6 protein-coding genes are annotated in these 26,493 nt (G+C 76.5%); all 6 read right to left on the bottom strand.

Annotated elements, in window-relative coordinates; all coding sequences use genetic code 11:
- Positions 1–134: 134 nt before the first annotated feature.
- On the bottom strand, positions 135–1,139 hold the full coding sequence (locus QK440_RS24835) for a 3-oxoacyl-[acyl-carrier-protein] synthase III C-terminal domain-containing protein (RefSeq protein WP_349239319.1): 1,005 nt from the start codon (positions 1,137–1,139) through the stop codon (positions 135–137).
- Positions 1,140–8,234, bottom strand: a complete 7,095-nt coding sequence (locus QK440_RS24830; protein WP_282795415.1) for a non-ribosomal peptide synthetase — start codon at positions 8,232–8,234, stop codon at positions 1,140–1,142.
- Entirely contained in the window at positions 8,231–23,854 is a 15,624-nt protein-coding gene (locus QK440_RS24825) for a non-ribosomal peptide synthetase (protein ID WP_282795414.1), read from the bottom strand. Before QK440_RS24825 ends, QK440_RS24830 begins: the two co-directional genes overlap by 4 nt.
- 939 nt (positions 23,855–24,793) lie before the next feature.
- A complete protein-coding gene (locus QK440_RS24820) occupies positions 24,794–24,952 on the bottom strand; it encodes a hypothetical protein (protein WP_282795413.1) in 159 nt (52 codons plus the stop codon).
- A 61-nt stretch (positions 24,953–25,013) separates the two neighbouring features.
- Positions 25,014–25,457: a phage tail protein gene (locus QK440_RS24815; RefSeq protein ID WP_282795412.1), complete on the bottom strand. Its 444-nt coding sequence runs from the start codon at positions 25,455–25,457 to the stop codon at positions 25,014–25,016.
- A 109-nt stretch (positions 25,458–25,566) separates the two neighbouring features.
- Positions 25,567–26,172, bottom strand: a complete 606-nt coding sequence (locus QK440_RS24810) for a response regulator transcription factor (RefSeq protein WP_282795437.1) — start codon at positions 26,170–26,172, stop codon at positions 25,567–25,569.
- Positions 26,173–26,493: the final 321 nt, after the last annotated feature.

Raw genomic sequence — 26,493 nt, 5'->3', positions numbered from 1 at the left:
GGGTGGCTCACGGGGCGGTTCACGGGTGGCTCACTCGGCTCGGGGTGCTCACTTCGCTCACGGATGACTCACAGACGACTCACAGACAACTCACGGACGGCTTACGGGCGACTTACGGGCGACTTACGGGCGACTCACAGGTAATGGGTCGCGGCGCCGTCACCGGCCTCCACGAGCAGCAGGCTCCACGCGGCGACCGGACTCGCGCTCAGCAGCACCGCGCGCTGCCCCTCCGCCAGGCCGCCCCGGTCGAGCTCCGTCCGCAGGTTGAGCAGGACGTCGTTCGGGCCGAGGTGCCCGTACCGGCGGAGGTTGTCGGAGCACGTCGGGCTGATCTTGACGCCGAGGGCCTCCTCGGTGAACCGGAAGGTGCCCTCGGAGAGGTTGTGGCTGAGGTGGCAGGAGATGTCCTCGGCGGTCAGGTGGTTGCGGGCGAGGAGGCGCTCGTACAGCTCGCGCAGCCGGATGCGGGACTCCACGGCCAGCCGGAAGGAGTACTGCGGGATGTCGCGGCACTCCTCACGCCACCGCGCGGTGGGCCGGTCCCGGTAGTCGACGCGGAACAGGTCCCAGTGGTCGCCGTTGGTCTCCTGGACGATGTCGAGGACGCGGACCGGGCCGCGGCGTCCGAGCACCGCCGCGGCGCCGCCGTCGCCGCTGACCGTCACCGGGTGGCGGTAGCGCAGCGGGGTGGGCGGCTTGCTGCCGTGCACGACCAGGACGTTGTCCAGGTCCCCGTCGGCGGCGAGCAGCCCCCGGGCCGTGAGCAGCGCCGGGGTGAGGGAGACGCAGCCGAGACCGCCCACCGAGAACGTCAGCGCGCGCTCGGCCCCGAGCGCCGCCTGGAGCCGGGTGGCCGCCGAGGTCATCAGCGTCTCCGGTACGCGCGCGTCGATGAGCACCAGCGCGCCGAGCTCGGCGGCGGTGAGCCGCGCCTCCGCGAGGGCCTGCCGGGCCGCGCGCAGGGCCAGGTCGAACGCGGTCAGCGACGCGTCCGCGCGCACCTCGTCGATCCCGAGCCGCGCGCAGGTCTCCCGCTCGCCCTCCGTGAGCTCCGCGAGCCCCGGCAGCTCCGCGACCGGCAGCACCTGGTCCGGCTGGTGGCAGGCGACCGCCTTGACCGCCGTCAGCGGGGGCACTCAGCGGCCCTCGTCGGCGGCGAGCTCGGTGAACGCCTCGACCAGGTGGTCGGCGAAGGCCTCCATGTCGGCGGCGGCGACGGAACCGCGGTGGATCACGCCGAGTTCCAGCGCACCGTCCAGGACGTGGGTCTCGACGACGACCGGCACCTGGGTGAGCAGCGACCGGCCCAGCCTGACCAGGGGCGTCGGCCGGGGCCGCACGGCGGGGCCGCCCAGCTTGGTCAGGCCGTCGTTGCCGTTGGCCACGTGCTCGACCAGGACCGGCGGCTCGGGCAGCGCCCGTACGCCCGCCACCGCCGGGGTCGCGGGGCTGAGGTGGCGCAGGACGCCGTAGCCGATCCCGTCGTTGGGCACGGAGCGCAGGACCTGGTCGGCGCCCGGCAGGGTCTGCGCGACCCGGGCGCCGGCCGGGACGCGCAGGTGCATCGGGAACAGGTGGGTGAACCAGCCGACGGAGTCGGTCCGGTCCCCGTGCCACAGCGCGTTCGGCGCGCTGCCCATGCCCACCGTGCTCAGGTACGCGTCGGGCTCGCCGCGCCAGCGGGACCAGGCCACGGCGACCGCGGCGAGCGCGGCGCTCTGGCCGGTGGGCCCGCTCTCGGTGAGCGACGCCGCGACCGGGTGGGCGTCGACCCTGCGGCGGACGAGCCCGGGGGGCGCGTCGGCGGTGCCGTTCTCGGGCACCGGCCGCACCCCCGCGCCCGCGCTCAGGACGCCCTTCCAGTACGGGAGTTCACCGGCGACCTCGTCGGACGCGGCCATGGCGCGCAGCAGGTGCGTCCACTCGCGCCAGGCGGCCCGGCGCGGTGCCGTCGGGGCGTCGCCCGCGAGGGCCGCGTTCAGGTCCTCGAGGAGCGGCACGTACGAGGTGGAGTCGAAGACGAAGTGGTGCACCACGACGACGACCACCCCCGGCCGGCCGGCGCCGCGGTCGTAGAACCTGGCCCGCAGCACCGGGCCGCGCCCCGGGTCGACGTCCGCGAGCAGCTCGTCGAGGTCGGCCTCCAGAAGGGCCTCCACCTGCTCCTCGTCCAGCGGCGGCAGCACGCGGTGGTCGAGGACGCGGGCGCTCTCGTACTCGGCGCACTCGATGCGCCAGCCCAGGCTGTTGTGCCGGAACCGGTAGCGCAGCGGCTCCTGGACCTCGACGAGGCGGTCGAAGGCCGCGCGCACCGCGTCCGCGCCGATGCCCGCCGCCGTCTCCAGGAGGAAGGGCGTGACGAAGTCCCGGGCGCCGTCGGGCGCCGTTTCCAGCAGGGCCCGTACCAGGGGCGCGGGCGGCACGGGCTCGCGCGGCGCGGGCGCGGGCACGGCGGTGGCCACGGGCCGGGGCGCGGCGTCGGGGGTTGCGCCCTTCGCGGCGACCGCGGCGAGGTCGCGCAGCGTCGGATGGCTCAGCACGTCGTGCGGGGTGAGCGGGAACCCGGCCCGGGTGGCCCGCGAGGCGATGCCCACGCTCAGCAGCGAGTCGCCGCCGATGCGGAAGAAGTTGTCCTCCGGCGCCACCCGCGCGACGCCCAGCGCCTCGGTCCAGATCGCGGCGAGGACCCGCTCGGCCTCGCGCCCGGTGTCGTCGAGGACCGTGCCCGGCGTCACCGCCGTGACCACCGTCGTCAGCTCGTTCGTCGTGTCGCGGTCGGCCATGTCCCTCTTCCTCATCATCCGGCGGTCGAGTTTTCCGTGGTGGGTCCTGGGCAGTGCGGCGTGGCGCCGGACGCGGCCCGGCACCATGTACTCCGGCAGCGCGCGGGCCACCCACCGGGTCAGCTCGGCCTCGTCCGGCACGTCGTCGCCCGCGACGTGCGCCACCAGGAGCGGGGCGCCGGAGGGCTGCTCGGCGCCGTGGACGAGGGCTTCGCGTACGCGCGGGTGCGCGAGCAGCGCCCGCTCGACCTCGGCCGGTTCCACGCGCTGGCCCCGCAGTTCGAGCTGGTCGTCGGCGCGGCCGTGGAACTCGAGCGTGCCGTCGGCGCGGACCAGGGCCAGGTCGCCGGTGCGGTACACCCGCGCGCCGGGCCCGTCCGCGAACGGGTCGGCGACGAACCGGGCCGCGGTCGCCCCCGGCCTGCCGTGGTAGCCGCGGCCGACGTGGGTGCCCCCGAGGTAGACCTCGCCGCGCTCGCCGCGTGCCACGGGGCGCAGCCGGTCGTCCAGGACGTGCACGCGGACGTTGGGCAGGGGCCGGCCGATGTCGGGGGCGGTGTCCGGGGCGGCCTCGGCGTCGGCCACCCGGCTGCCGGTCACGAAGAAGCTGCACTCGGTCGGCCCGTAGAGGTTGAACAGGTCGAACGGCGTCCGCCGCGGCGGACGCACCCGCAGCCGGTCGCCGCCCGTGTACACCAGGCGGAGGGCGAGGCCCGGCACGTCGGGCAGCTCCGCGAGGACCGTCTCGGCGAGCGGCGACGGTATGCACGCCACGGTGACGCGGTGTTCGGCCAGCTCTTCGAGGAGCGCGGCCGGGGTCTGCAGCGGGTCCGCGACGAAGTGGACGGAGGCGCCGCGGTACAGGGCCGCCATGACCTCGAGCACGGCCATGTCGAAGCCCGCGGCCGCCAGTTGCGCGCTGCGGTCCCCGGGCCCGATCCCGGCCCGGTCGCCGTACCACGTCAGGGCGTTGAGCATCCCGCCGTGCTCGATCTCGCAGCCCTGCGGGTGCCCGGTGGTGCCCGAGGTGTGGACCACGTAGGCCAGGTGGCGCAGGCCCGCGCGCAGCGGTGGCGGGCCGCCCTCCTCCGCGTCGGGGGCCGGGCCCGGGTCCGCCGCGGTGGCGGCGATCCCGACGACCGGGACGCCGTCCGGGCCCGTGGCGGTCATGCCCGTGCCGAGGACCAGGGCGGCGGCCGAGACCCCGGCGAGCAGGGACCGCAGGCGCTGCTCGGGCACCGTCGGGTCGAGGGGGGCGAAGGCCGCCCCCGCCTTGAGCACCCCGAGCCAGCCGACCACCAGGTCGGCCCCGCGCGCGGCGAGCACCGGGACGACGTCGTCCGGGCCGACGCCGTGGGCGGCGAGCTCCCGGGCCAGCCGGTTCGCGCGCCGGTCGATGTCCTGGAAGGTGTGCTCCCCGGCGGCGTCGACCACCGCCACCTCCTCGGGGCGCCGCGCGGCGTGCTCCTGGAAGACCTCGGCGACCAGGCGCGTGTCCGGGAGGTCGCGACGCCCGCCGCTGAGCAGGGAGGTCCCGGCGGCGAGGGGTGAGGGCTCACCGGCGAGGGGCGAGGCCCCGGCGGCGGGACGCGCGGGGACACCGCCGACACCGCCGGTGTCGCCGGCCAGACCGGCCAGTTCGGCCAGCGGCCGGTCCGGGTCGCTCATCACGGCCTCGGCGACGCTCTGGAAGAGCGCGACCAGCCGGTGCGCGGTGGCGTCGGTGAACAGGTCGACCGCGTACTCCAGGTACCCCTCCATGGGGCGGTCGTCCTGGTCGTACAGGCCGAAGGTGAGGTCGAACTTCGAGGTGCCCGGGGCGACGCCCGAGACCCCGGCGAGCGCCCCCTCCAGGGCGACCGGGCGCAGACCGGCCAGGTCGAAGGAGGCGGCCGCGGTGTTCTGGTGGGTGTAGCAGACCGTGAACACCGGGTGCCGTGACGGGTCCCGGTGGTCGGCGTCGGCGACGATCCGCGCGAACGGGATCTCCTCGTGGTCGAGGACCCCGGTGGCGGTGGCCGCGCACCGGCCGACCAGCTCGCGGAAGCCGATCCCCGGGTCGACCCGCGTACGGAACGGCAGCAGGTTGTTGAAGTAGCCGATCAGGTCGTGCGTCACGGGGTTGTACCTGCCGGTCGTCGCGGCGCCCACGACCACGTCCCGGTGGCCCGCCCACAGGTGCAGCAGGACGTCGACCACGGCGAGCATGGTGACGAAGCTCGTGGTGCTCTCGCCGACGCTGAACGCGCGCAGCCGCCGGGCGAGGTCCTCGTCGAGCGAGAACTTCACGTAGTCGCCGCGGTACGACTGCGCGGCCGGGCGCGGGTGGTCCAGCGGCAGCTCGGGGGAGTCCAGGTCGGCCAGCTGCCGCCGCCAGTACCGCAGGCCGCGCTCGACGCGGTCCGCGTCCAGCCAGTTCCGCTGCCAGGCCGCGAAGTCCGCGTACTGCACGCGGAGTTCGGGAAGCCCGGCGTCGCCTCCGGTGACCCGGGCGGTGTAGCAGGCGGACAGCTCGCGGAAGAACACGGCGGGGGCCCAGCCGTCGAAGGCGATGTGGTGCACGGTGTGCAGGACCACGTGGTCCCGCTCGGCGGCCCTGACGACCACGGTGCGCAGCAGCGGACCGCTGCCCAGGTCGAAGGGCAGTCGCGCCTCCGCCGTGATCACGCGCGCCAGCTCCTCGGTGCGCCGCTCCTCCGGCAGCGCCGAGAGGTCGAGGAACTCCACGTGCGGCTCGGTCACGTCGGCGAGGGCGTACGGCCTGCCGTCCTCGTCCAGGATGCGGGTGCGCAGCACCTCGTGCCGGTCCACCACGTCGCGCAGGGCGCCGCGGAACGCGCCGAGGTCGAAGTCGCCGAGGTAGCGGGTGTTGGCGGGGATGCTGTACAGCGGGCTGCCCGGGTTGAGCCGGTCCAGGTACCAGAGCTGTTCCTGGTTGTAGGAGAGCGGCAGGCGGCCGGGGCGCGGCAGCGGCGTGATCGTCCAGTCGTCCCGTCCGGAGCCCGCCGCGCGCACGGCGTCGATGCGCGCGGCCAGCGCGCCCAGGGTGGGGTGGCGGTGCAGGTCGGCGAAGGTCAGGCGGGCGCCGAAGTGCTCCTCGGCCTCGCGCAGCACGGTGATGCCCGCGATGGACGTGCCGCCCAGCTCGAAGTAGTTGGAGTCGGGGCCGACCTCATCGGCCTTGAGGACGCGCGTCCACAGCGCGGCCAGCCGGGCCCGGGTGTCGCTCGGCCCGGTCCCGGTGTCGCGCGCCGCGGCACCCCGCTCCGGCGCGGGCTCGGGCGCCGGGGTCCGCACCGGCAGCGGGCCGCCCGGCGGCAGGCACCAGCAGGACACCTCGTCGGCGTCGAACGGGTAGGTCGGCGCCTCGACGCGGCGGACCTCGGCACCCGCGTAGTACGCGTCCCAGTCGAGGTCCGCGCCGAGCGCGTAGAGCCTGCCGAGCGCGGCGAGCACGCCGTCGCGCGTGGGGTCGGCGTAGAGGCGGACGACGGGCAGCTCCGGGGCGACCCGGGCGAGTTCCCGTGCCAGGGTGCCGTCCGCGGCCAGCTCCACCGCCACGGCGCCCTCGTCGACGAGGCCGCGCGCCGCGCGCCGCAGGCCGGACTCGTCGACCCGGCCGGTGAGGGGCGTGTCCGCGGCCTTCCGGAGGGCCTCGTCCGCCGCCGCCGGGTCCTGCACGGACCGTACGGAGAGATTGCCGACGCCCGAGCCGACCAGGCGCGCCTCGGCCAGGCCGAGGGCGCGTGCCAGCCGGTACGCCGTGAGCTGCCGGGCGACGAGGCGGGCGCCGGGCCCGGTGTCGTCCGCGCCACCGGCCTCGTCGTCGAGGCCGGGGAAGGCCGCGCGCAGCGGGGCCCAGGTCTCGTCACCGAGGTCGGCGTCGCCGGAGAAGAGCAGCACGAGGGGGGCCGTCGCGGCGGGCTCCCGCTCGGCGAGGGGTGCCGCGCGCAGCGCGGCGGCCAGCTCGCGGCGGCCGCGCGCGACGCCGGCCCAGCGGTACGGGTGGTCGTCGCGGCCCCGGTTCAGCGCGTGGGCGACGTCGGACAGCCGGTGCCCGGTGGTGTCGAGGAAGCCGGCGACGCGCTCCGCGTAGGCGGCCAGGGCCCGCGGGGACCGGGCGGAGAGGGTGACGAGTTCGGCCCCCGGTTCCGGCGCGGCGGGCGCCGCGGGCGCGGCGGGCGGCTCCTCGACGACGGCGTGCACGTTGGTGCCGGTCAGGCCGAAGGAGCTGACGCCGGCCCGGCGGGTCCGGCCGGGCGCGGGCTCCCAGGGCGTCGCCTCCGCGTCGACGTGCACCGGGCCGCTGAAGTCGATCAGCGGGTTGGGCGTGCTGAAGCCCGGGTTCGGGTACCGCGTGCCGTGCCGGAGCCCGGCGAGGACCTTCAACAGGCCCCCGATGCCCGCGGCGTGGTTGATGTGACCGATGTTGCCCTTGACGCTGCTGATGCCGCACGGGGTGTCGACCCCGACCTCGGCGAAGGCCTGGCGCAGCCCCTCGGCCTCGATCACGTCGCCGAGCCGGGTGCCCGAGCCGTGGCACTCCACGTAGTCGGGCGGGGCCCCGCCCGCCTCCCGCCAGGCCTCCACGATCGCGTCGGACTGGCCCCGGGCGCTGGGCGCGCTCATGCTCGTGGCGCGGAAGCCGTTCTGGTTGACGGCGACACCGCGCACCACGGCGTGGATGTGGTCGCCGTCGGCGAGCGCGTCGCTCAGGCGCTTGAGCACGACGAGTCCGCCGCCCTCGCCGCCGGTGGAACCGTCCGCGGCGGCGTCGAAGGGACGGCACGCGCCCTCGGCCGACCCGATGCCGAGCATCGGCACGTAGTCGCGCGCGCTGATCAGCACCGGGTACAGGCTGAGCCCGCCCGCGAGCGCGAGGTCCGCCCGCCCGTCGCGGAGCTGGTCCACGGCGACCGCGAGCGCGGTCAGGCTGCTGCTGCACGCGGTGTCCACGACGAGCGCGGGCCCGGCGAAGTCGAACAGGTACGAGATCCGCGCGGCCGTGGCCGACGGGTGCGAGCCGAGGAGCTGCTGCGGGTCGTCGTCCTGGTACAGGCTCGCGTAGTGCGGCTCGGGCGTGCTGAGGACCACCGCGGTCCGCGAGCCCTTCAGGGCCCGGGGCGCGTAGCAGGCGTTCTCCAGCGCCCGGTGGGTGAGCTGGGCGGTCATCCGCTGGTGCGGGTCCATCAACTCGGCCTCGCGCAGCGACAGTCCGAAGAACCGGTGGTCGAAGAGGTCGATCCGGTCCAGGTAGGCCAGCGGTACGTAGTCGGTGTCCGCGGGCGCCCCCGCGTGGTGGACGCGGTCCCGGCCCGGCGCCCGGACGCTGACCCGGCCGTCGAGCAGGTTGCGGTGCAGGGTGTCCAGGTCGTCGGCGTCGGGCAGGGCGAGGGCCACCCCGATGACCGCCACGGCCTCCCGGCCGGCAGGGCTCGGGTGCGTCATAGCTCGTACCTCGTTTCGTCGGAGGGTGCGCCGGGAGGGGCGCCGTCGACGAGGCGGGCCATCGCCTCGACCGTGGTGTGCTCGAACAGGGCGCTCAACGGCACCGGGTGCGTGCCGAGCCCCGCCAGGCGGCGGCTCAGCGTGAGGAGGGAGAGGGAGGTCCCGCCGGCCTCGAAGAACTTCTCGTGCACGCCGACCTCGTCCCGGTCGAGGAGCTGCGCCCAGATCGCCGCCACCGCCCGCTCGGTGGGCGTGCGCGGCCGCGCCGGGGCGGTGCCCGGCCCGGCCCCGGGCTCCGGGGGAGCGGGCAGGGCCCGGCGGTCCACCTTGCCGTGCGGGGTCAGCGGGAACGCGTCGAGCGAGACGAACACGGCGGGCACCATGTACGGCGGCAGCCGCCGGGCGAGGTGGCCGCGCAGGCTCTCGACCGTGCGAGGCCCGGGCACCCTGGCGGACACCGGGCTGTGGGGCACTCCGCCACCACCGGCGGGAACCCGGCCTCCGTCATCCCCACCGCCAGCGGTGCCAGCGGCACCCGCACCACCACCGACCACCCCGCTGGCCCCGCCGCCCGCGTCCGGCCCCCCGGACCCCGTCGCCCCCACCACGTAGGCCACCAGCCGCTTCCCGCCGCCGCCGGGGCTCTCCAGGGCGACCACGACCGCCCCCTCCACCCCCGGGTGCGTCATGAGGGCCGCCTCCACCTCGCCGGGCTCCACCCGGAAGCCGCGGATCTGCACCTGGTCGTCGGCGCGGCCGTGGAACAGCAGCCCGCCGTCCCGGGTCCACGCCACCACGTCGCCGGTCCGGTACATGCGTTCGCCGGGTCCGCCGAACGGGCAGGCCACGAACCGTTCCGCGGTGAGCGCGGCGCGGCGCACATAGCCGCGCGCCAGCCCGGAACCGGCGAGGTACAGCTCGCCCTCCACCCCCGTCGGCACGGGCCGCAGCAGGGCGTCGAGCACATGTGCGCGCACGTTGTCCCGCGGCCGTCCGATCGGGACCGTCGCGCCGATCCGGTCGTCCGCGGCGATCCGGTCGGCGGCGGTGATCCGGTGGTGGGTGGCGAACACCGTGGTCTCCGTCGGCCCGTACCCGTTGACGACCGCCGCCCGCGGCTGGTCGCGGAGCAGCCGCGCCACCGTCTCCGGGGGCAGCGCCTCACCGCCGGACCACACCTCGCGCAGCCCGGTGAGGCCCGGCGGGAAGGCGTCGGCGAGCAGGGACAGCAGGCCCGGGGTGGACAGGAGCGAGGTGATCCGCCGCTCGGTGACCACCCGCGTGTACGTGTCGACGTCCAGCCTGCCCGGAGGGGCCAGGACGACCGTGCCACCGCCCAGGAGCGGCACCCACATCTCGAACACGGCCATGTCGAACGTCGGCGCGTGGTGCAGCAGCAGCCGCTCCCGGGCGGCGTCCGGCCAGAGCCGGTCCACCGCCAGGTCCACCAGGGCGCGGTGGGTGATCCCGGAGCCCTTGGGCGCACCGGTGGACCCGGAGGTGTGGATGACGTAGGCCAGCCGGTCGGGCAGCCCCGCGTCCGGCAGGGCCTCGCCCGGTTCGGCCGCCAGGGCGGCGACCGTGCCGGGAGCGTCGACGACCAGCCGCGGCCACGGGCCCTCGGGCAGCCCGTCCGCCACGCCCGACGCGGTGAGCAGGAGCGCCGGGCGGACGTCCCGCAGCAGCGACTCCAGACGCTCGGGCGGGTGGTCGTGCGCCAGCGGTACGTGCACGGCTCCGGCCTTCAGGACGGCCAGCACCGCCACCACGTACTCCGGAGACCTCGGCACGGCGACGGCCACGGGCGACTCCGGGCGCACGCCGCGCCGCACCAGGAGGCGGGCGAGCCGGTCGGCCCGCGCGTCGAGCTCCCGGTAGGTGAGGATGTCGTCGCCGCGTTCCACCGCGACGGCGTCGGGCGCGGCGGCGACCCACCGCGCGAAGAGCGCGGGAACCGTCACCGCGGGGGTGGGCGCGGCGGTGTCGTTCACGGCACGCAGCAGGTCCCGCTCGGCGGGCGTCAGCGCGTCCAGGGCGGCGAGGCGGACCCCGGGGTCCGCCACCAGCCGGCCGACGAGACGGGTGAACCGGTCGGCCAGTGCCTCGGCGGTGGACCGGTCGAACAGGTCGGTGGCGTACTCGACGAGCCCGGAGAGGCCCTGCCCGGCAGGCCGGTCGTCCTGGGAGGCCTCGTCGACCTGGAAGAGCAGGTCGAACTTCGCGGTGCCCGTCACGACCGGTTCCGGGGTGGTCTTCAGCTCGGCGAGTTCGAGCTCGCCCGTGCCGTGCTGCCAGGAGAACGCCACCTGGAACAGCGGGTGGTGGGCGGGGGACCGGCGCGGGTTCAGCGCCTCGACGAGCCGTTCGAAGGGCACGTCCTGGTGGTCGTACGCGGTGACGGCCTTGTCCCGCACCTGGCGCACCACGTCCTCGAACGACGGGTCGCCCGACAGGTCCGCGCGCAGCACCCAGGTGTTGACGAAGAAGCCCACCAGATCCGCCAGGCCCTCGTCCGTGCGCCCGGCGATGGACGAGCCCACGGTCAGGTCGTCCCCGCCGCCCATGAGGTGCAGCAGCACCGTGAGGGCCGACTGGAGCACCATCGGCACGGTCGCGCCGTGCGCACGGGCCACGTCGTCGAGCCCTGCCCGCGCCTCGGGAGCGATCCGGAAGGCGACGGTGTCACCTTTGTGGCTCGCCACCGGCGGGCGCGGCCGGTCGGCGGGCAGCCGCAGCGGCTGCGGAATCCCCGCCAACTCGGTGCGCCAGTAGGCGAGTTGCCGCGACAGGACGCTGTTGGGGTCGTCCTCGTCGCCGAGCAAGTCGCGTTGCCAAAGGGTGTAGTCCGCGTACGTCACGCCGAGTGCGGGATACCGGGGTGCGCGGCCCTGCCGGCGGGCGGCGTAGGCGGTGGCCAGGTCGCGGCCCAGGGGGCCCAGGGACTCGCCGTCGGCGGCGATGTGGTGCAGCAGCAGGACCAGCACGTGCTCGTCCGGGGCGCAGCGCAGCACGCACGCCCGCACCGGGATCTCCACCGACAGGTCGAAGGCGCGGCCCACTTCCGCGGACACCGCCGTGGCCACCGCGTCCGGCGCGACGTCCCGTACGGGCACGTCGAGGACGACGTCGGCCTCCGGTACGACGACCTGCGCCGCCACGCCCCGCTCGTCCGCGACGAACAGCGTGCGCAGGCTCTCGTGCCGGGCCACCACGTCCCGCACCGCCGCCGCGAGCGCGGGCACGTCCAGATCCCCGCGCAGCCGGGCCACGAGCGGCAGGTGGTACGTCGGCAGGGGCTCCAGCTCGTCGAGGAACCGCAGGCGGTCCTGTGCGAACGACAGCGGCACCCGCGCGGGCCGGGGTTCGGCCGGCAGCAGCGCCGGACGCGAGGACCGCGTCCGCGCGCCCACGCACTCCGCGAGGCGCGCCACGGTCGGCGACGCGAACACCTCCCGGATCGGCACGTCCACGCCCAGGGCGGCGCGCATCCGGTTCGTCAGCCGGGTGGCCAGCAGGGAGTGCCCGCCGAGGTCGAAAAAGCTGTCGTCGATGCCCACGGGCGCGGTCCCGACGTTCTCCGCCCCGAGCACCTCGGCGAACAGCGCGCACAGCGTCCGCTCCCGGGGCGTGCGCGGCGCCCGGTAGGCGGCGGTGCGGGCGGGGTCGGGGTCGGGCAGCGCCGCGCGGTCGAGCTTGCCGTGGGGGGAGAGGGGCAGCCGGTCCAGGGCGACGAAGGCGGCGGGCACCATGTAGTCCGGCAGCAGCTCCGCGAGGAAGGCGCGCAGCTCGGCGGGCGGCAGCGGGCCGCCGCCGGCGGCGGGGACGACGTACGCGACCAGCCGGGCTGCCGCGGCGGCGCCCCGGACGACGACGGCCGCCCGGTCCACCCGGGGGTGGGTGGCGAGGGCCGCCTCGATCTCGCCCGGTTCGACGCGGTGGCCGCGGATCTGCACCTGGAAGTCGGCGCGCCCCGCGTACTCCAGTTCGTCGCGGGTGTTCCAGCGGGCCAGGTCGCCCGTGCGGTACATGCGGCCGCCCGGCGGGCCGAACGCGTCGGCGACGAACCGCTCGGCGGTGCGGGCGGCCCGCCGGTGGTAGCCCCGGGTGACGCCGGGGCCCGCGACGTACAGCTCGCCGATGGCGCCGGGGGCCACCGGGGTCAGGCCGGGGCCGAGGACGTAGACGCGTACGTTGCGCAGCGGGCGGCCGATCGGCACGCCCTGGGCGTAGTCACGGCCGGGGCTCAGGACGTGGCTGGTGGCGTAGTACGTCTCGCTGGGGCCGTAGCCGTTGACGATCCGCAGCCCGGGCCACGGGTCGCGGACGCGGGCGGCCAGGGGCGGCGGCAGCGGCTCGCCCGCGAGGATCAGCGCCCGGGGGCGCACGCGCCCGTCGAGCCGGTCGACGATCTCCGCGAAGGCCGACGGCACGGAGCTGAGGACGTCGACGTCCCAGGCGTCGCGCTCGGTGAGGGCGAGGACGTCGCGGACGAGCTCGACGCAGCCGCCGGTGATGAGGGTGCAGAGGATCTCGAAGGCGGCGATGTCGAAGCCGATGGAGGTGCCGGTCAGCATCCGGCCGCCCGGCGCGCCGAGCTGCTCGGCCAGGTCGGGGAACGGGTTGACGAGGTTGGCGTGGGTGAAGGCCACGCCCTTGGGACGCCCCGTGGACCCGGACGTGGCGATGACGTACGCCAGGTGCTCGGGGCGCGGGGCGGGGGGCACCTGGACGCTGCCGCCCGCCGGACCGGTCGGACCGGTCGGAGCGGTCGGAGCGGTCGGACCGGTCGGCTTCGTCGCTCCCGGGCCGGCGAGGTCGTCGAGCAGGACCGCCCGCGTGTCCGTCCGGGGCAGCTTCCCGAGCGTGGCGGCGTCGGTGAGGACCAGCTCCGGGCCCACGTCGGTCAGGATGTGGCCGAGCCGGGTGGCGGGGTGCCTCGGGTCGAGCGGCAGGAACGCGCCGCCCGCCGTGAGGACGCCCAGGACCGCCGCGATCAGGTCCGGGGTGCGCGGCAGCGCGAGGGCCACGACGGTCTCCGCGGCCACGCCGTGCCCGACGAAGGCCCGTGCGATCCGGCCGGCACGGGCGTCGAGCCCGGCGTAGGTGAGGGACGCGTCGCCGCAGACCACCGCGGGGGCGTCCGGCCGCAGCCGGACCTGGTCCGCGAAGAGCTCGACGACGGTGCGCTCCGGCAGCGGCGCGGCCGTGTCGTTGAGCGTCCGCAGCAGCCGCTCCCGCTCCGCCGCCGTCAGCACCTCCAGCCTGCCGACGGGCAGGTCCGGCCGCGCGGCGAGCTGGGCGAGGACGTGCCGGAAGCGGTCCGCGAGGCCCCGGGCGGTGTCGCGGTCGACGACGTTCCGCTGGTGCTGGAGCGTCAGCCGCAGCCAGGGGTCGGCGGCGGCCATCACGGTCAGCGGGTAGTGGGAGCCGGACAGCGGGCGGATGCCGGTGAGCGCGATGCCCGCGGCCGCGTTCGCCTCGCTGAACCCGACCCGGTCCACGGGGTACGACTCGAAGGCGACCAGGGTGTCGAAGAGGACGCCGGTCCCCGTGGCCCGGTGGATCTCGGTGAGGCCGCAGTGGTGGTGGTCGAGCAGCGCCGCCTGCCGGTCCTGGAGGCGGGTGAGGACGTCGGTGAGGCGGTCGGCGGGCGCGCACCGCACCCGTACCGGCAGCGTGTTGATGAACATCCCGGCCATCGTGTCGACGCCGGGCACCGCGCCGGGGCGGCCGGACACCGTCGCGCCGAACACCACGTCGTCCCGGCCCGTCAGGCCGCCGACGAGCAGCGCCCAGGCGCCCTGCACCACGGTGTTCAGGGTCACGCCGGCCTCGGCCGCGCGGGCGGCGAGGCCCCGTGCCAGGTCCACGGGGACGTCCACCTCGACCTGGCCGAACCCTTCGGCGGAGGGATCGGCCGTCCCCGCGTGCGCCGCCACCGGGGCCAGCAGCGTCGGCTCCGTCACCCCCGACAGCTCCTCGGCCCACGCCCGGACCGCGGCCTGCCGGTCCTGCCCGGCCAGCCACGCCAGGAAGTCCTGGTACCGCGGCGCGCGCCGCAGCGCGGAACCGTCGCCGCCCGCTCCGTAGAGCCGCAGCAGGTCCTGGGTGAGGACCGGCAGCGACCAGCCGTCGAACAGCAGGTGGTGCGCGGTCAGGACCAGCTCGGACCGCTCCGGGGCGCGGCGCACCAGCGCCATCCGCAGCAGCGGGGGCTCCGCCACGGCGAAGGGCGTCCGCACGTCGTCGGCCAGCAGGGCCTCGAAGACGGCGTCCTGCCGGGGGTCTTCAGGGGCGGCACCCGGCCCGGCCCCCGCCGTGCCGCCGTCCTCCGCCGAAGCCGAAGCCGAAGCCGAAGCGGCCGGACGCGTCAGGTCCACCTCCCGCCAGGGCAGTTCCACCCCGTCCACCACCACCTGGACGGGGTCGCCGTCGGTCCCCGCGACGAAGGCCGTCCGCAGGTTCGGGTGCCGGTCGAGGAGCGCCTGCCCGGCCGCCCGCATCCGGGCGGCCTCCACGGGCCCGCGCAGATGGAGCACGAACTGCACGTGGTAGGCGTCCGGCTCGCCGTCGGCGTACAGCGTGTGGAACAGCAGACCCGACTGGAGCGGGGTCAGCGGCCACACCGCGGAGAGCCCCGGGTACCGGCGCTCCCAGGCCTCGAGGTCCCGCTGGCACACCGGCGTCAGCGGCACGTCCGAGGGCGTGAGCCCGCCCGCGCCGGGCCCTTCGGCGTGGCGGGCGAGCCCGCCGAGGGCGGCGGCCCACAGCTCCGCGAGCTCCGCCACCCGCGGCCGGTCCACCGCGCCCGCGGCGAACTCGAACTCCGCGTCCAGGCACGGGCCGTGCGGCGTGTCGACGACCATCGAGTTGATCTGCACCGCGGCGAGCGCGGGCATCTCCGCGCCCATCGCGGCCCTCGGCCCGCCCCCCTCGGCGACCTGGGTGAAGCCGAGGCCGCGCAGCCGCTCCGGCATGTCGGCGGCGGAGAACCGGCCCAGGTAGTTGAAGCCGATCTGCCCGGTGGGGTGCGGGCGCAGCACGGCGGCGGTGCGCGGGTTCAGCTCGCGCAGGAGCCCGTAGCCGATGCCGCCGTCGGGCACGGCCAGGAGCTGCTCCTTGACGGCCTTGACCGCGCGGCCGGCCGCGGCGCCGCCCGCGAAGGCCTCGTCGACGTCGCACCCGGACACGTCCAGGCGCACGGGGAACATGCTGGTGAACCAGCCGACCGTACGCGACAGGTCGGCGCCCGGCACCGCCGCTTCCTCGCGGCCGTGGCCTTCCAGGGCCAGCAGGAGCGAGGGCTCGTCGACCCCCCGCGCCCGGCGCAGCCGGGCCACCGCCAGGGCGAGCCCCGCGAGCAGACCGTCGTTGACCCCACAGCGGAAGGCCGCGGGCAGCGTGGTCAGGAGCGTGCGCGTGACCTCGGCGGGCAGCCGCAGGCGCACCGTGTCCACCGTGGCCCTGACGTCCACCGCCGGGTCGAACCGCCGGGTGCCGAGCACCGGGTCGGGGCCGTCCACGGCCTCCAGCCACCGGGGCAGCTCGGCCGCCCGGCGGTCGCTGTCCGCCTCCGCGACGAGCGCGTGCGCCCACCGCCGGTACGAGGTGCCTCCCGCGGGCAGCGCGGGCGTCCGGCCCGCGCGCACGTCGGCCCAGGCCGCCGCGAGGTCCGGCAGCAGCACGCGCCAGGACACGCCGTCCACCACCAGGTGGTGCAGCACGACCAGGAGCCGCCCCGCGCCCGCCGCGGGGCCCGGGTCGAACCACACGAACCGCGCCATCACCCCGGCCGCCGGATCGAGGAGGTCCGCCGCCGCCTCCCGCTCCGCCGCTACCACGCGCCGCCACCGCTCGTCGGCACCCGGTTCCCCGGCCCCGGCGTCCGCCGCGCCCGCGGGCCCGGCGCGGTCCACGCGGTGCAGCAGCGCCCCGGTGTCCACCGAGCCCGGCGGCCCCACCAGCAGCCCCTCGCCCGCGTCGCCGCCGGTCACCAGGCGCGAGCGCAGCACGTCGTGCCGGTCGACCACCGCGTCCAGGGTGGCGAGCAGCCCGGGCCGGTCGATGCCCTCGGGCAGGTCGACCAGGACCGACATGGCGAACCGGTCCAGGGAGCCGCCGCGCGCGCGGACGTACCGCGCGATGGGCGGCAGCGGCACGAACCCCACCCCGCCGCCGTCGAGTTCGGCGAGCGCGCCGGAGGCCCCGTGCCCCGCGCCGCCGTCCGGCCCGGCGGGCGCGAGCCGGGCCAGGCCGGCCACCGTCCGGTGCTGGAAGACCTGGCGCGGGGTGACCTCCACGCCCCGCGCCCGGGCGCGGGAGACGACCTGGATGGAACGGATGCTGTCCCCGCCGACGGCGAAGAAGTCGTCGTCGACGCCGACCCGCTCCAGACCGAGCACGTCGGCGAACACCTCCGCGAGGATCCGCTCGCGCCGGGACCCGGGCGCCCGGTACGCGCCGGCGGTGAACTCCGGCTCGGGCAGCGCCGCCCGGTCCAGCTTGCCGTTCGGCGTCAGCGGCAGCCGGTCGAGCAGCACGTACGCCGCCGGGGCCATGAACTCCGGCAGCCGGTCCGCCACGAACCGGCGCAGCTCCGCCGCGCTCACGCCGACGTGGAAGTCGATGTCGCCGACGCCCGCGATGCCGCCCTCGCCGGCCCGGACGACGTACGCCGCGAGCCGTCCGCCCCCGTCCGGGCCCGCCAGGGCGACCACGACGGCCTGCGCCACGCCGGGGTGCGCGGTCAGCGCGGCCTCGACCTCGCCCGGCTCGATCCGGAAGCCGCGCACCTTCACCTGGCTGTCGCCGCGGCCCTGGTAGAGGAGGCGGCCGTCGGCCGTCCAGGTCACGAGGTCGCCGGTGCGGTACATGCGCTCCCCGGGCCCGGCGAACGGGCAGGCGACGAAGCGCTCCGCGGTCAGGGCGCCGCGGCCCAGGTAGCCGCGCGCGAGCCGGTCGCCCGCGATGTACAGCTCGCCGGGCGCGCCCGCCGGGACCGGGCGCAGCGCCGCGTCGAGGACGTACAGGCGGGTGTTGTCGAGCGGACGCCCGATCGGGACGACGGCGCCGACGTCGGCCGCCGTCTCCATCCTGTGCACCGAGGCGGCCACGGTGGCCTCCGTCGGGCCGTAGGCGTCGACGACGGCGGTGCCGGGGCAGGCGGCCAGGACGCGCTCCACCGCGGCCGGGGGCACCACGTCGCCGCCGGCCCACACCTCGCGGACGCCCCTGAACGCCTCCGGCAGCTCCTCGGCCACCACCCGGAACAGGCCCGCCGTCACCAGGAGCCCGGTCACCCGGTGCTCGGCGACCACCGCCGCGAGCGCCGCCGGGTCCACGGGTCCGGCGGGGGCCACGACGACCGTGCCGCCGGTCAGGAGCGGCACCCACAGCTCGTACGTGGCGGCGTCGAAGGCCTGCGTCGAGTGCATCAGGACGCGCTCGTGGCCGGTGCCCGCGTACACGCGGTCGAGGGCGAGCCGCACCACGCCGCGGTGCGTGACGCCGACGCCCTTCGGGACGCCGGTGGAGCCGGAGGTGTGCATCACGTAGGCCAGGTGCTGCGGCGACAGCGCGGCCGGAGGCTCCGCGCCGGGGCCGGTGCCGAGGTCCAGCTCGTCCAGGAGCAGCAGCCCGCCCATGGCGTCAGGGGTGCCGGGAGCGTCAGGGGCGCCGGGGGCACCAAGGGTGTTGGGTAGGACGTGCCGCGTCGCCGCGTCCGTGACCACAAGGCGGGGGTCCGCGTCCGCGAGGACCAGGCCCAGGCGGGCGCTCGGATACCGGGGGTCCACCGGTACGTAGGCCGCCCCCGCCCGCACGACGGCAAGCAGTGCCACGACGAGCTCGGCCGAGCGCGGCAGCGCGACGGCCACCAGGGTGTCCGGGCCCGCCCCGCGCCGCACCAGCTCGCGTGCGAGGCGGCCGGCCCGCGCGTCCAGCTCGCGGTAGGTCAGGGAGGTGTCGCCGCACACCACCGCGACGGCGTCCGGCGCGGCGGCCACCCGCCGCGCGAAGAGCGCGGGAACCGTCAGGTCGGGCGTGCGCACGTCCGTGTCGTTGAAGGCACGCAGCAGCCGCTCCCGCTCCCGGGGCCCCAGCGGGTCCACCGCCCGCAGCCGCACGCGCGGCTCGGCCGCCAACTGCCGTACGAGACGCGTGAAGCGGGCCGCCAGCGCCTCGGCGGTGGACCGGTCGAACAGGTCGGTGGCGTACTCCAGACGGCCCGCGACGCCGCGCCCCGGCGTGGCGTCGAGCGCGAACGTGAGGTCGAACTTCGCGGTCCGGGTGGGCGCCAGCGCGAAGGCCGACCGCAGCCCCGGCACGTCGAAGACCTCGTGGTCCGTGGTGCGCCAGGCGAACATCACCTGGAACAGCGGGTGGTGGGCGGGGGACCGGCGCGGGTTCAGGGCCTCGACGAGCCGTTCGAAGGGCAGGTCCTGGTGGTCGTACGCGGTGACGGCCTTGTCCCGTACCTGGCGCACCACGTCCTCGAACGACGGGTCGCCCGACAGGTCCGCGCGCAGCACCCAGGTGTTGACGAGGAACCCCACCAGATCCGCGAGGCCCTCGTCGGTCCGTCCCGCGATGGGCACCCCGAGGGTGAGGTCGTCGCCGCCGCCCATGAGGTGCAGCAGCACCGCGAGGGCCGACTGGAGCACCATCGGCACGGTGGCGCCCTGCGCTCGCGCGACCTCCTCGACGGCGGCCAGGACGTCGCCGTCGAGGGCGAACGCGACGGTGTCGCCCCGGTGGCTCGCCACCGGCGGACGCGGCCGGTCGGCGGGCAGCCGCAGCGGCTGCGGGACACCGGCCAACTCGGCCTGCCAATACGCGAGTTGCCTGGTGAGGAGGCTGTCGGGGTCGTCCTCGTCGCCGAGCAGCTCGCGTTGCCAGAGGGTGTAGTCCGCGTACGTGATGCCGGGTTCGGGCCACCGGGGTGCGTGGCCCTGCCGGCGGGCGGTGTACGCGGTGGCCAGGCCGCGGGCCAAGGGGCCCATGGACTCGCCGTCGGCGGCGATGTGGTGCAGCAGCAGGACCAGCACGTGCTCGTCCGGGCCGCGGCGCAACAGGCACGCTCGCACCGGGAGTTCCGCCGCCAGGTCGAACCGGTACGCGACCTCCTCCGCCACGGCGGCGTCCACCGCGTCCGGCGCGACCTCGCGCACCGGCACCTCCAGGTCGACCTCGTCCTCCTCCACGACGACCTGCGCGGCGACGCCCCTCTCGTCCGCGACGAACAGCGTGCGCAGGCTCTCGTGCCGGGCCACCACGTCCCGCACCGCCGCCGCGAGCGCGGACACGTCCAGGTCCCCGCTCAGCGGCAGGACGTACGACAGGTTGTACGTCGCCGAAGGGCCCTCGTAGCGGTGCAGGAACCACAGGCGGTGCTGGGCGAACGACAGCGGCACCCGCGCGGGCCGGGCGCCGGCCCGCCGCAGCGCGGGACGCGACGACCGGGCCCGCGCGCCCACGTACCGCGCGAGGCGCGCCACCGTCGGCGTCGTGAACACCTCCCGGATCGGGACGTCCACGCCCAGGTCGGCCCGGATCCGGTTGACCAGGCGGGTGGCCAGCAGGGAGTGCCCGCCGAGGTCGAAGAAGCCGTCGTCGATGCCCACGCGCTCGACGCCGAGCACCTCCGCGAACAGCGCGCACAGGGCCCGCTCCCGGGCCGTGCGCGGCGCCCGCCCTCCCTCCGCCGCGCCGCCGCGGCCGGGCGCGGGCAGGGCGCGCCGGTCCAGCTTCCCGTTGGGGCTCAGCGGGACCGCGGCGAGGGGGACGACCGCCGACGGCACCATGTACGCGGGCAGCCGCTCGGCCACGAAGGCCCGCAGCTCCCCGGCGGGCGGCGCGGCCGAGCCCGCCGCAGGCACCACGTAGGCCACCAGGCGCCGGTCGCCGTCCCGCTCGTCGGCGACGACCACTGCCCGCGCCACCCCCGGGTGGGCGCTCAACGCGGCCTGGACCTCGCCGGGTTCGACGCGGAAGCCGCGGATCTGGACCTGGTCGTCGGCCCGCCCGTGGAAGACGAGCTGGCCGTCGCGGCGGCGGGTGACGACGTCCCCGGTGCGGTACATGCGGTCCCCGGGCGCGCCGTACGGACAGGCGACGAAGCGGTCCGAGGTCGGCCCCGGACGGCCGAGGTAGCCGCGTGCCAGGGACGCGCCCGCCACGTACAGCTCGCCCACCGCCCCTGGCGGCACGGGGCGCAGCGCGTCGTCGAGCACGTACAGGCGGGTGTAGGCGACGGGGCGGCCGATGGGCGGGGTGCGGCCGTCGGGGACGAGCGGGTCGCTGAAGGTCACGATGGCGGTGGTCTCGGTCGGCCCGTAGGCGTTGACCAGGTCCCGGCCCCCGGCCCACGCGGTCACGAGCTCGGGCGTGGCCGCGTCGCCGCCGACCGCCAGCGAGGCGACCGCGGGCAGCGAGTCCGCCGGCAGCGCGCCGAGCACCGCGGGTGGCAGGAAGACGTGCGTGACGCGGTGCGCGGCGACCGTCCCGGTCAGCGGGGGACCGGGGGCCAGTTCGTCCTCCGGGACGAGGACCAGCGTGGCGTCGGTGAGCAGCGCCATGCACACCTCGTAGACCGAGACGTCGAAGCTCGGCGACGCGAACTGCAGCACGCGTGAGGCGGCCGAGAGGCCGAGCCGCCGCCGCTGCGAGGCGACGAGCGCGGCCACGCCGGAGTGCGTGACGGCCACCCCCTTCGGCCGGCCGGTCGATCCCGAGGTGTAGATGACGTACGCGGTGTGCGCGACGGACAGCGGCCCGCCGCGCTCGTCGTCGGTGACCGGCCGGTCGTCGAGGCGCCCCACCGCCGCGGCGGTCCGCGGATCGTCCCACCGCAGCACGGGCACGCCCGCGTCGGGCAGGCGCGCTGCCGTCGCCTCGTCCGCCACCACGAGCAGGGCGCCGGAGTCCGCCAGCAGGTAGGCGATCCGGTCCGGGGGATAGGTGGCGTCGACGGGCAGGTAGGTGCCGCCCGCCTTCATCACGGCGAGCAGCGTCACCACCAGGTCGGGCGAGCGCCGCAGCGACACCGCCACCACCGTCTCGGCCGTCACGCCGCGCCGGAGCAGCTCGCGCGCCATCCGGTTGGCGCGCGCCTCCACCCGCGCGTACGTCCAGGACTCGGTGCCGTACTCGAGTGTCACCGCGTCGGGAGCCGCGGCGGCGTGCCGCGCGAAGAGCCCGGGCAGGGTGTCCGGTGTGACCGGATCGGTGTCGTCGTGCCCGGTCAGGAGGTCCGCCCGCTCGGTGGGCGTGAGCAGGTCGAGGCGGGCGACGGTCGCCGCGGGGTCGTCGGCGACCTGCCGGAGCACGCGCGCGAGGCGGTCGGCGACGGCCCGGGCGGCGCGGCGGCCGACGTAAGGGCGCCGGTACTGGAGCACCACGCGCGGGCGCGGCCCGGGGGTGACGGCCACCGTCAGCGGGTAGTGCGTCCCGGCACCGGCCCGCACCCCGGTGACCTCGACACCGTCGTCACCCTCGCCCCCCGGCTCCACGGTGTACGTCTCGGACGTCACCAGGGTGTCGAACAGCGGGCCCGTACCCGTGGCCCGCTGGATGTCGGCGAGGCCGCAGGCGTGGCCGGGGAGGGCGCGCTGCCGCTCCTCCAGGCCGCGCAGCACGTCCCCCACGGTGTCCGTGGGCGCCAGGCGCACCCGTACCGGGAGCGTGTTGACGAAGAGCCCGGCCATAGCGGCCGCGCCGGGCACCGCCTCGGGCCGTCCGGGCACGGTCGTGCCGAAGACCACGTCGCGTCGCCCGGTCAGGCCGCCCAGGAGCAGCGCCCAGGCGCCCCGCACCACGGTGTCCAGGGTGACGCCGAGCTCCTCGGCCCGCCGGGCCAGGGCCCGCGCGGTCGCGGCGGACAGGGCGACGTCGGCTTCGCCGGTGTCCGCGACCGGGGCGGCGGGGCGGTCGGGGGCGGGGGGATCGGGTGCGGGGGTTCCGGGGCCTGACGGGGCCTCGGGCTCCGTGTCGAGGGCCTGGGCTCCGGGCCCCGTGTCGAGGGCCGGGGCCAAGAGCGTCGGCCCCGTGACCCCCGCCAGTTCCTCGGCCCACCGCCGGGCGGCGGCGTCGCGGTCCTGCCCCACCAGCCACACCAGGAAATCCCGGTACGCGGGCCTCCTCGGCACCGCGGAACCGTCACCGCGCGCCCCGTAGAACCGTTGGAGATCCTTGACCAGAAACGGCAGCGAAAGCCCGTCGAAAAGGACGTGATGAGCCGTCACGACCAGCTCGTACCGCTCTTTTTCCGTCCGTACGAGCAGCATCCGCAGCAACGGCGGGACTTCCACGTCGAAAGGCGTGCTCAATTCGGCGGCCGCCAGCGCCCGGAAACCTTCGTCGGCAGGCATTCCGGCGCTTTCCGTCACCAGGTCGACGGAGCGCCAGGGCAGCTTCGCGCCCGCCACCACGACTTGTGCCGGATCTCCGTCGGAACGCGCCGCGAAAGCCACGCGTAGATTCGCGTACCGGTCGAGCAGGGCCTGGCCGGCCGCCCGCATGCGTTCGCTTTCGACGCGGCCGCGCAGATGAATGACGAACTGCATGAGATAGGCGTCCCGCGAGGAATCGCCGAGCCGCGCGTGGAACAGCAGCCCCGCCTGCAGGGGCGTGAGCGGCCAGACCTCCGCGAGGCCCGGATACCGCCGCTCCCACGCCGCCAGGTCGTGCGGCTCCACCGGCGTCAGGGGCACGTCCACCGTGCCGACCCGGCGCCCGGGTTCGGCCGCGACCTGGCGCACCACCCGCACGAACCGCCGCGCCAGGGACGTCGCCGCCCCGTGCCCGCCCACGGTCCCGTCGTACTGGAGTACCGCGACGGCCCCGCCGCCGCCCAGCCCGTCCCGTGCCTCGTACAGCGCGAACGGCAGGGCGCCGCCGTCCGCGTCCGCCTCCCGGTCGTACAGCCACCGCGCCAGGGCGGCGAACGACGGGTCGCCCCGCCACAGGTCCGCCGGGACCGCCGGGGCCCCGGAGAGCAGGTGCACGAGGGACGCGCCGGGCTCCTCGGACGCACTGGGCTTCCCGGACGCGCCGGACTCCCTGGCCCCGGCGGGGCACCCCGCGACCGGCAGCCCCAGCGCCAGGCCCGCACCGCCGCCGAGCCGTCGCGACAGCACCGCGAACGCCGCCCGCAGGACCACGGGAGCCGTGACGTCGGACGCCCGGGCGGCCTCCTCGACCGCGCGCAGCAGGCCGTGGTCCAGGACGAACTCCACCGTGCCGAGGGCCGCGTGGGGCAGGCGCGTCGGCTCGGCCGCGTCGGCGAGGCCCGTCGGCTCGGTCGCGTCGGGGTGTCCCGGCGTCCGCCCGCCCCGCAGCCGCCCGGCGTAGGCGGCCTCCAGGTCCCGTACCAGCGGGGCGAGGCGCCCGTGGCCGGGCTGCGGGACGGCGAGCCGCACCGCGTGGCCGTCCGCCGCGCGGCGCACCGCCCCAACACCGTCGCCGTCCTCGGCGCCCGTGACGTCCCGGACCGCCGAGGCCAGCGCCTCCGCCTCCGGCGCACCGCCCAGGCGCAGCTCCAGCGTCCGCCCGGACCGGGCACCGTCGTCCGCGCGCCATTCCGTGAACCACGCACCACGCCGCACCGAAAAAAGAGGGATCACCTGCGTCTGCTCCTGTTCGTCGCATGCGCGGACCCGCCGTGGATGGATCGGATCCGCCCCGCTGCTGACGCGCGAATTGCTGCAACGTGCCCGTGCTTTCGCCTGCTCCGGGAAAGAAAGAGCGACAACTCGCCTGTACCGGCAATGGATTTGATTACCCCGCCGGTTCGCGGTCGACTCCGGAGTGGTGCCGCACAGGACTTTGGCACAGGTTCAGGGAGCGGAGAAAGAGGTGCTGTCGTCGGTGCGACTGCCGCGGCATCGAGAGCGCGGCGTTCGGCCCGTGTTCCGGACGAGTCGTGCGATGGGGCGCCCGAGTGACAAAGTCCCGTCGACATGACAACGGAACGATCACGATACGTCAACCACGCCTCGGCTGTGAGCGTGGCCGGTTTTTCCCTTTGCCGAAAAGCGGATTCCCGTCCTCGGCCACGCCCCGGGACGCGCGTGTGCCCGAACCCGGACCTCGGCACGGCGCCGCGCCCGGCCCGGCTTCCCGGCCGAAGTGGCCTGGCCGGTGCGGTGCCCCTCCGCTTCGGCTTCCGCGGCGGACGCCGAAGCGGAGGGGCACCGCGGCGCCGGGGAGGGCGCCCCGGAGCTGACCCAGGGCGCGCGTGTCCTCCGCCCGGCGCGGCTTGTTCCCGCACCCGGGCACCGGCTCGAACAGCCCGCGGACCCCCGGCGAAGAGGCCCGCGGCCGCGATGCACGGCTCGGTCACCGCGAGGCGGACGCCGGGGCGGCACACCCGCCGGAGGTCGGCACGGGCCCGCTCGGGGACGCCCGCGCCGGGGCCCGGGGGAGTGCGCGCGACGGTCGTGGAGGCCGCGGGGCCCGGCCGGTTGCCGGGACCCGCGGCCGAGGTACGCCCGGTGGCTCCGCCCGGCCCCGAAGCCCCGCGGCCCCCCACGAACCGGCGGGAGCTGTCGGGGTCGTTCGCGTCACCAGGCGTACCCGATCGAGGTGTTTCCGGCGGCGCGGGCACAGCCGCGGCCGACACCGCCGGGAACACAGTAGAGGCCGTCGACGAGGGTGTGGTGGCCGCCGGGAACACGGCCGGTGCCGCCGACGTGAACGCGGCCGCGGCTGTCGACGTGCACGCGCCTGCGGTCGCCCGACGCGGTCGCCGGACGCGGTCGCGCGGGGCGGTCGCGCGGCGCCTCACTCGATGACGAGTTCCTCGAAGACGATGGTCACGGTCTCGGTGAGCACGGCGCCCTCACCGGCCTGCGGGGTGCCGACGTCGATCCTGCTGCACCAGGCGTTGCGCAGGTGGTACCACCGCACGGGGTTGTCCTCGTGGTCCATCAGGACGATGGAGGCGTGCTTGCGGGCCGTGCCCGTGCGGCCGTTGACGGAGTCGTTGATCCACCGCGTGAACGAGGCCGACTGCGTCACGCCGCGTACCACGGTGCACTGCCCGTTCCTCTGCACACCCGGCAGGACGGTGAGATCCATCCGGCCCTGGGCGGTGTTCCGCGGGCTGACGACGACGTCCTGCTCGATGGTGAGGCCGCTGACCTCGGAGAGGTACTCGACCAGCACGCCGTCGATCTGGAGGCCGAAGTTGTGCGCGGCCAGGGATCGGCCTTGCCTGGGACTCATGGGTTCGCCGTCCTTCTGGGCTGCTGGGCGAGGGCGTACGGGGACCGGGAGCGGGGCGGAGGCAGCTTCCGTGCTGTGCGCCCAGGGGCCGTCGCGGAACTCCGGCCGGTCAGATGTAGCCCTCGCGCAGGGCGTAGGCCACCGCGTGCGACCGGTTGCGCAGGTGCAGACGCGTGGTGAGGCCGTGCATCACGTTCTTGACGGTGCGTTCGGAGTACGACAGCTTGCAGGCGATCTCCGACGTGTCGAGCCCGTCGGCCACCAGCCGCACCACGTCCACCTCGCGCGGCGTGAGCCCCGGCAGGAACCCCGGGCGGCCGGCGCCGCCGCGGTGCAGGCGGCCCACCTGGCCGAGGAGCCGGCCCAGCAGGTCGGCGGGCAGGTCGCCGCCGCCCCCGGCGGCGGTCAGGACGGCCCGCACCAGGCGGTGCGTGGTGGCCTCGCGGCGCCAGACGATGGCGCCGACGCCGCACTCGATGACGTCCAGGAGCTCGTGCTCGCGGACCGCGCCCACGACCAGCACCACCCGTGTGTCCCCGCCGCGCACGGTGCGCCGGAGCCGGGCGAGCGCGGACTCGTCGAGCGCGTCCTCGATGAGCAGGGCGACCGTGGCGGGCCCGGGGCCCTCGTACAGCTCGACCTCCGGGCGCCGGCGCAACAGGCTGACGGCTCCCTCGCGGCTGAGCGGATCGGGGGCGGTGACGGTCACCCGCACCCGGTGCGCCGTCGGTGCGGAGGCCCCGGGGACCGGAAGGGAGGCCGCGGGGACCGGGAGCGGGCTGGACACGGGATCTTCCTCTTCTCTGGGACCGCGGCGGCACGGGCCTCGGACAGGAGCGGGGCGGGCGGCGGGCAGGGGAGTGGGGCACCTCCGTCCGCCCGGCCCGCCGCCCCGGCGCCGGGGGGGCCCCCGGGGGCGCCGCCCCCGCCGGCCCCGGGGGGGGGGGGGGGGGGGGGGCGCGGGGGGGGGGGGGCGGGGGGGGGGGGGGGGGGGGGGGGGGGGGGGGGGGGGGGGGGGGGGGGGGGGGGGGGGGGG

Source organism: Streptomyces sp. CC224B, assembly GCF_030010595.1.
In the GTDB taxonomy this organism is placed as follows: Bacteria; Actinomycetota; Actinomycetes; order Streptomycetales; family Streptomycetaceae; genus Streptomyces; species Streptomyces longispororuber.
The sequence above is the reverse complement of the archived record's forward strand: the minus strand, read 5'-3'. Positions and strand labels throughout refer to the sequence as shown.

Bases quoted from the DNA above. Each gene is read 5' to 3' on its own strand.
- QK440_RS24830 (WP_282795415.1), bottom strand. From the start codon at position 8,234: ATGACGCACCCGAGCCCTGCCGGCCGGGAGGCCGTGGCGGTCATCGGG.
- QK440_RS24815 (WP_282795412.1), bottom strand. From the start codon at position 25,457: ATGAGTCCCAGGCAAGGCCGATCCCTGGCCGCGCACAACTTCGGCCTC.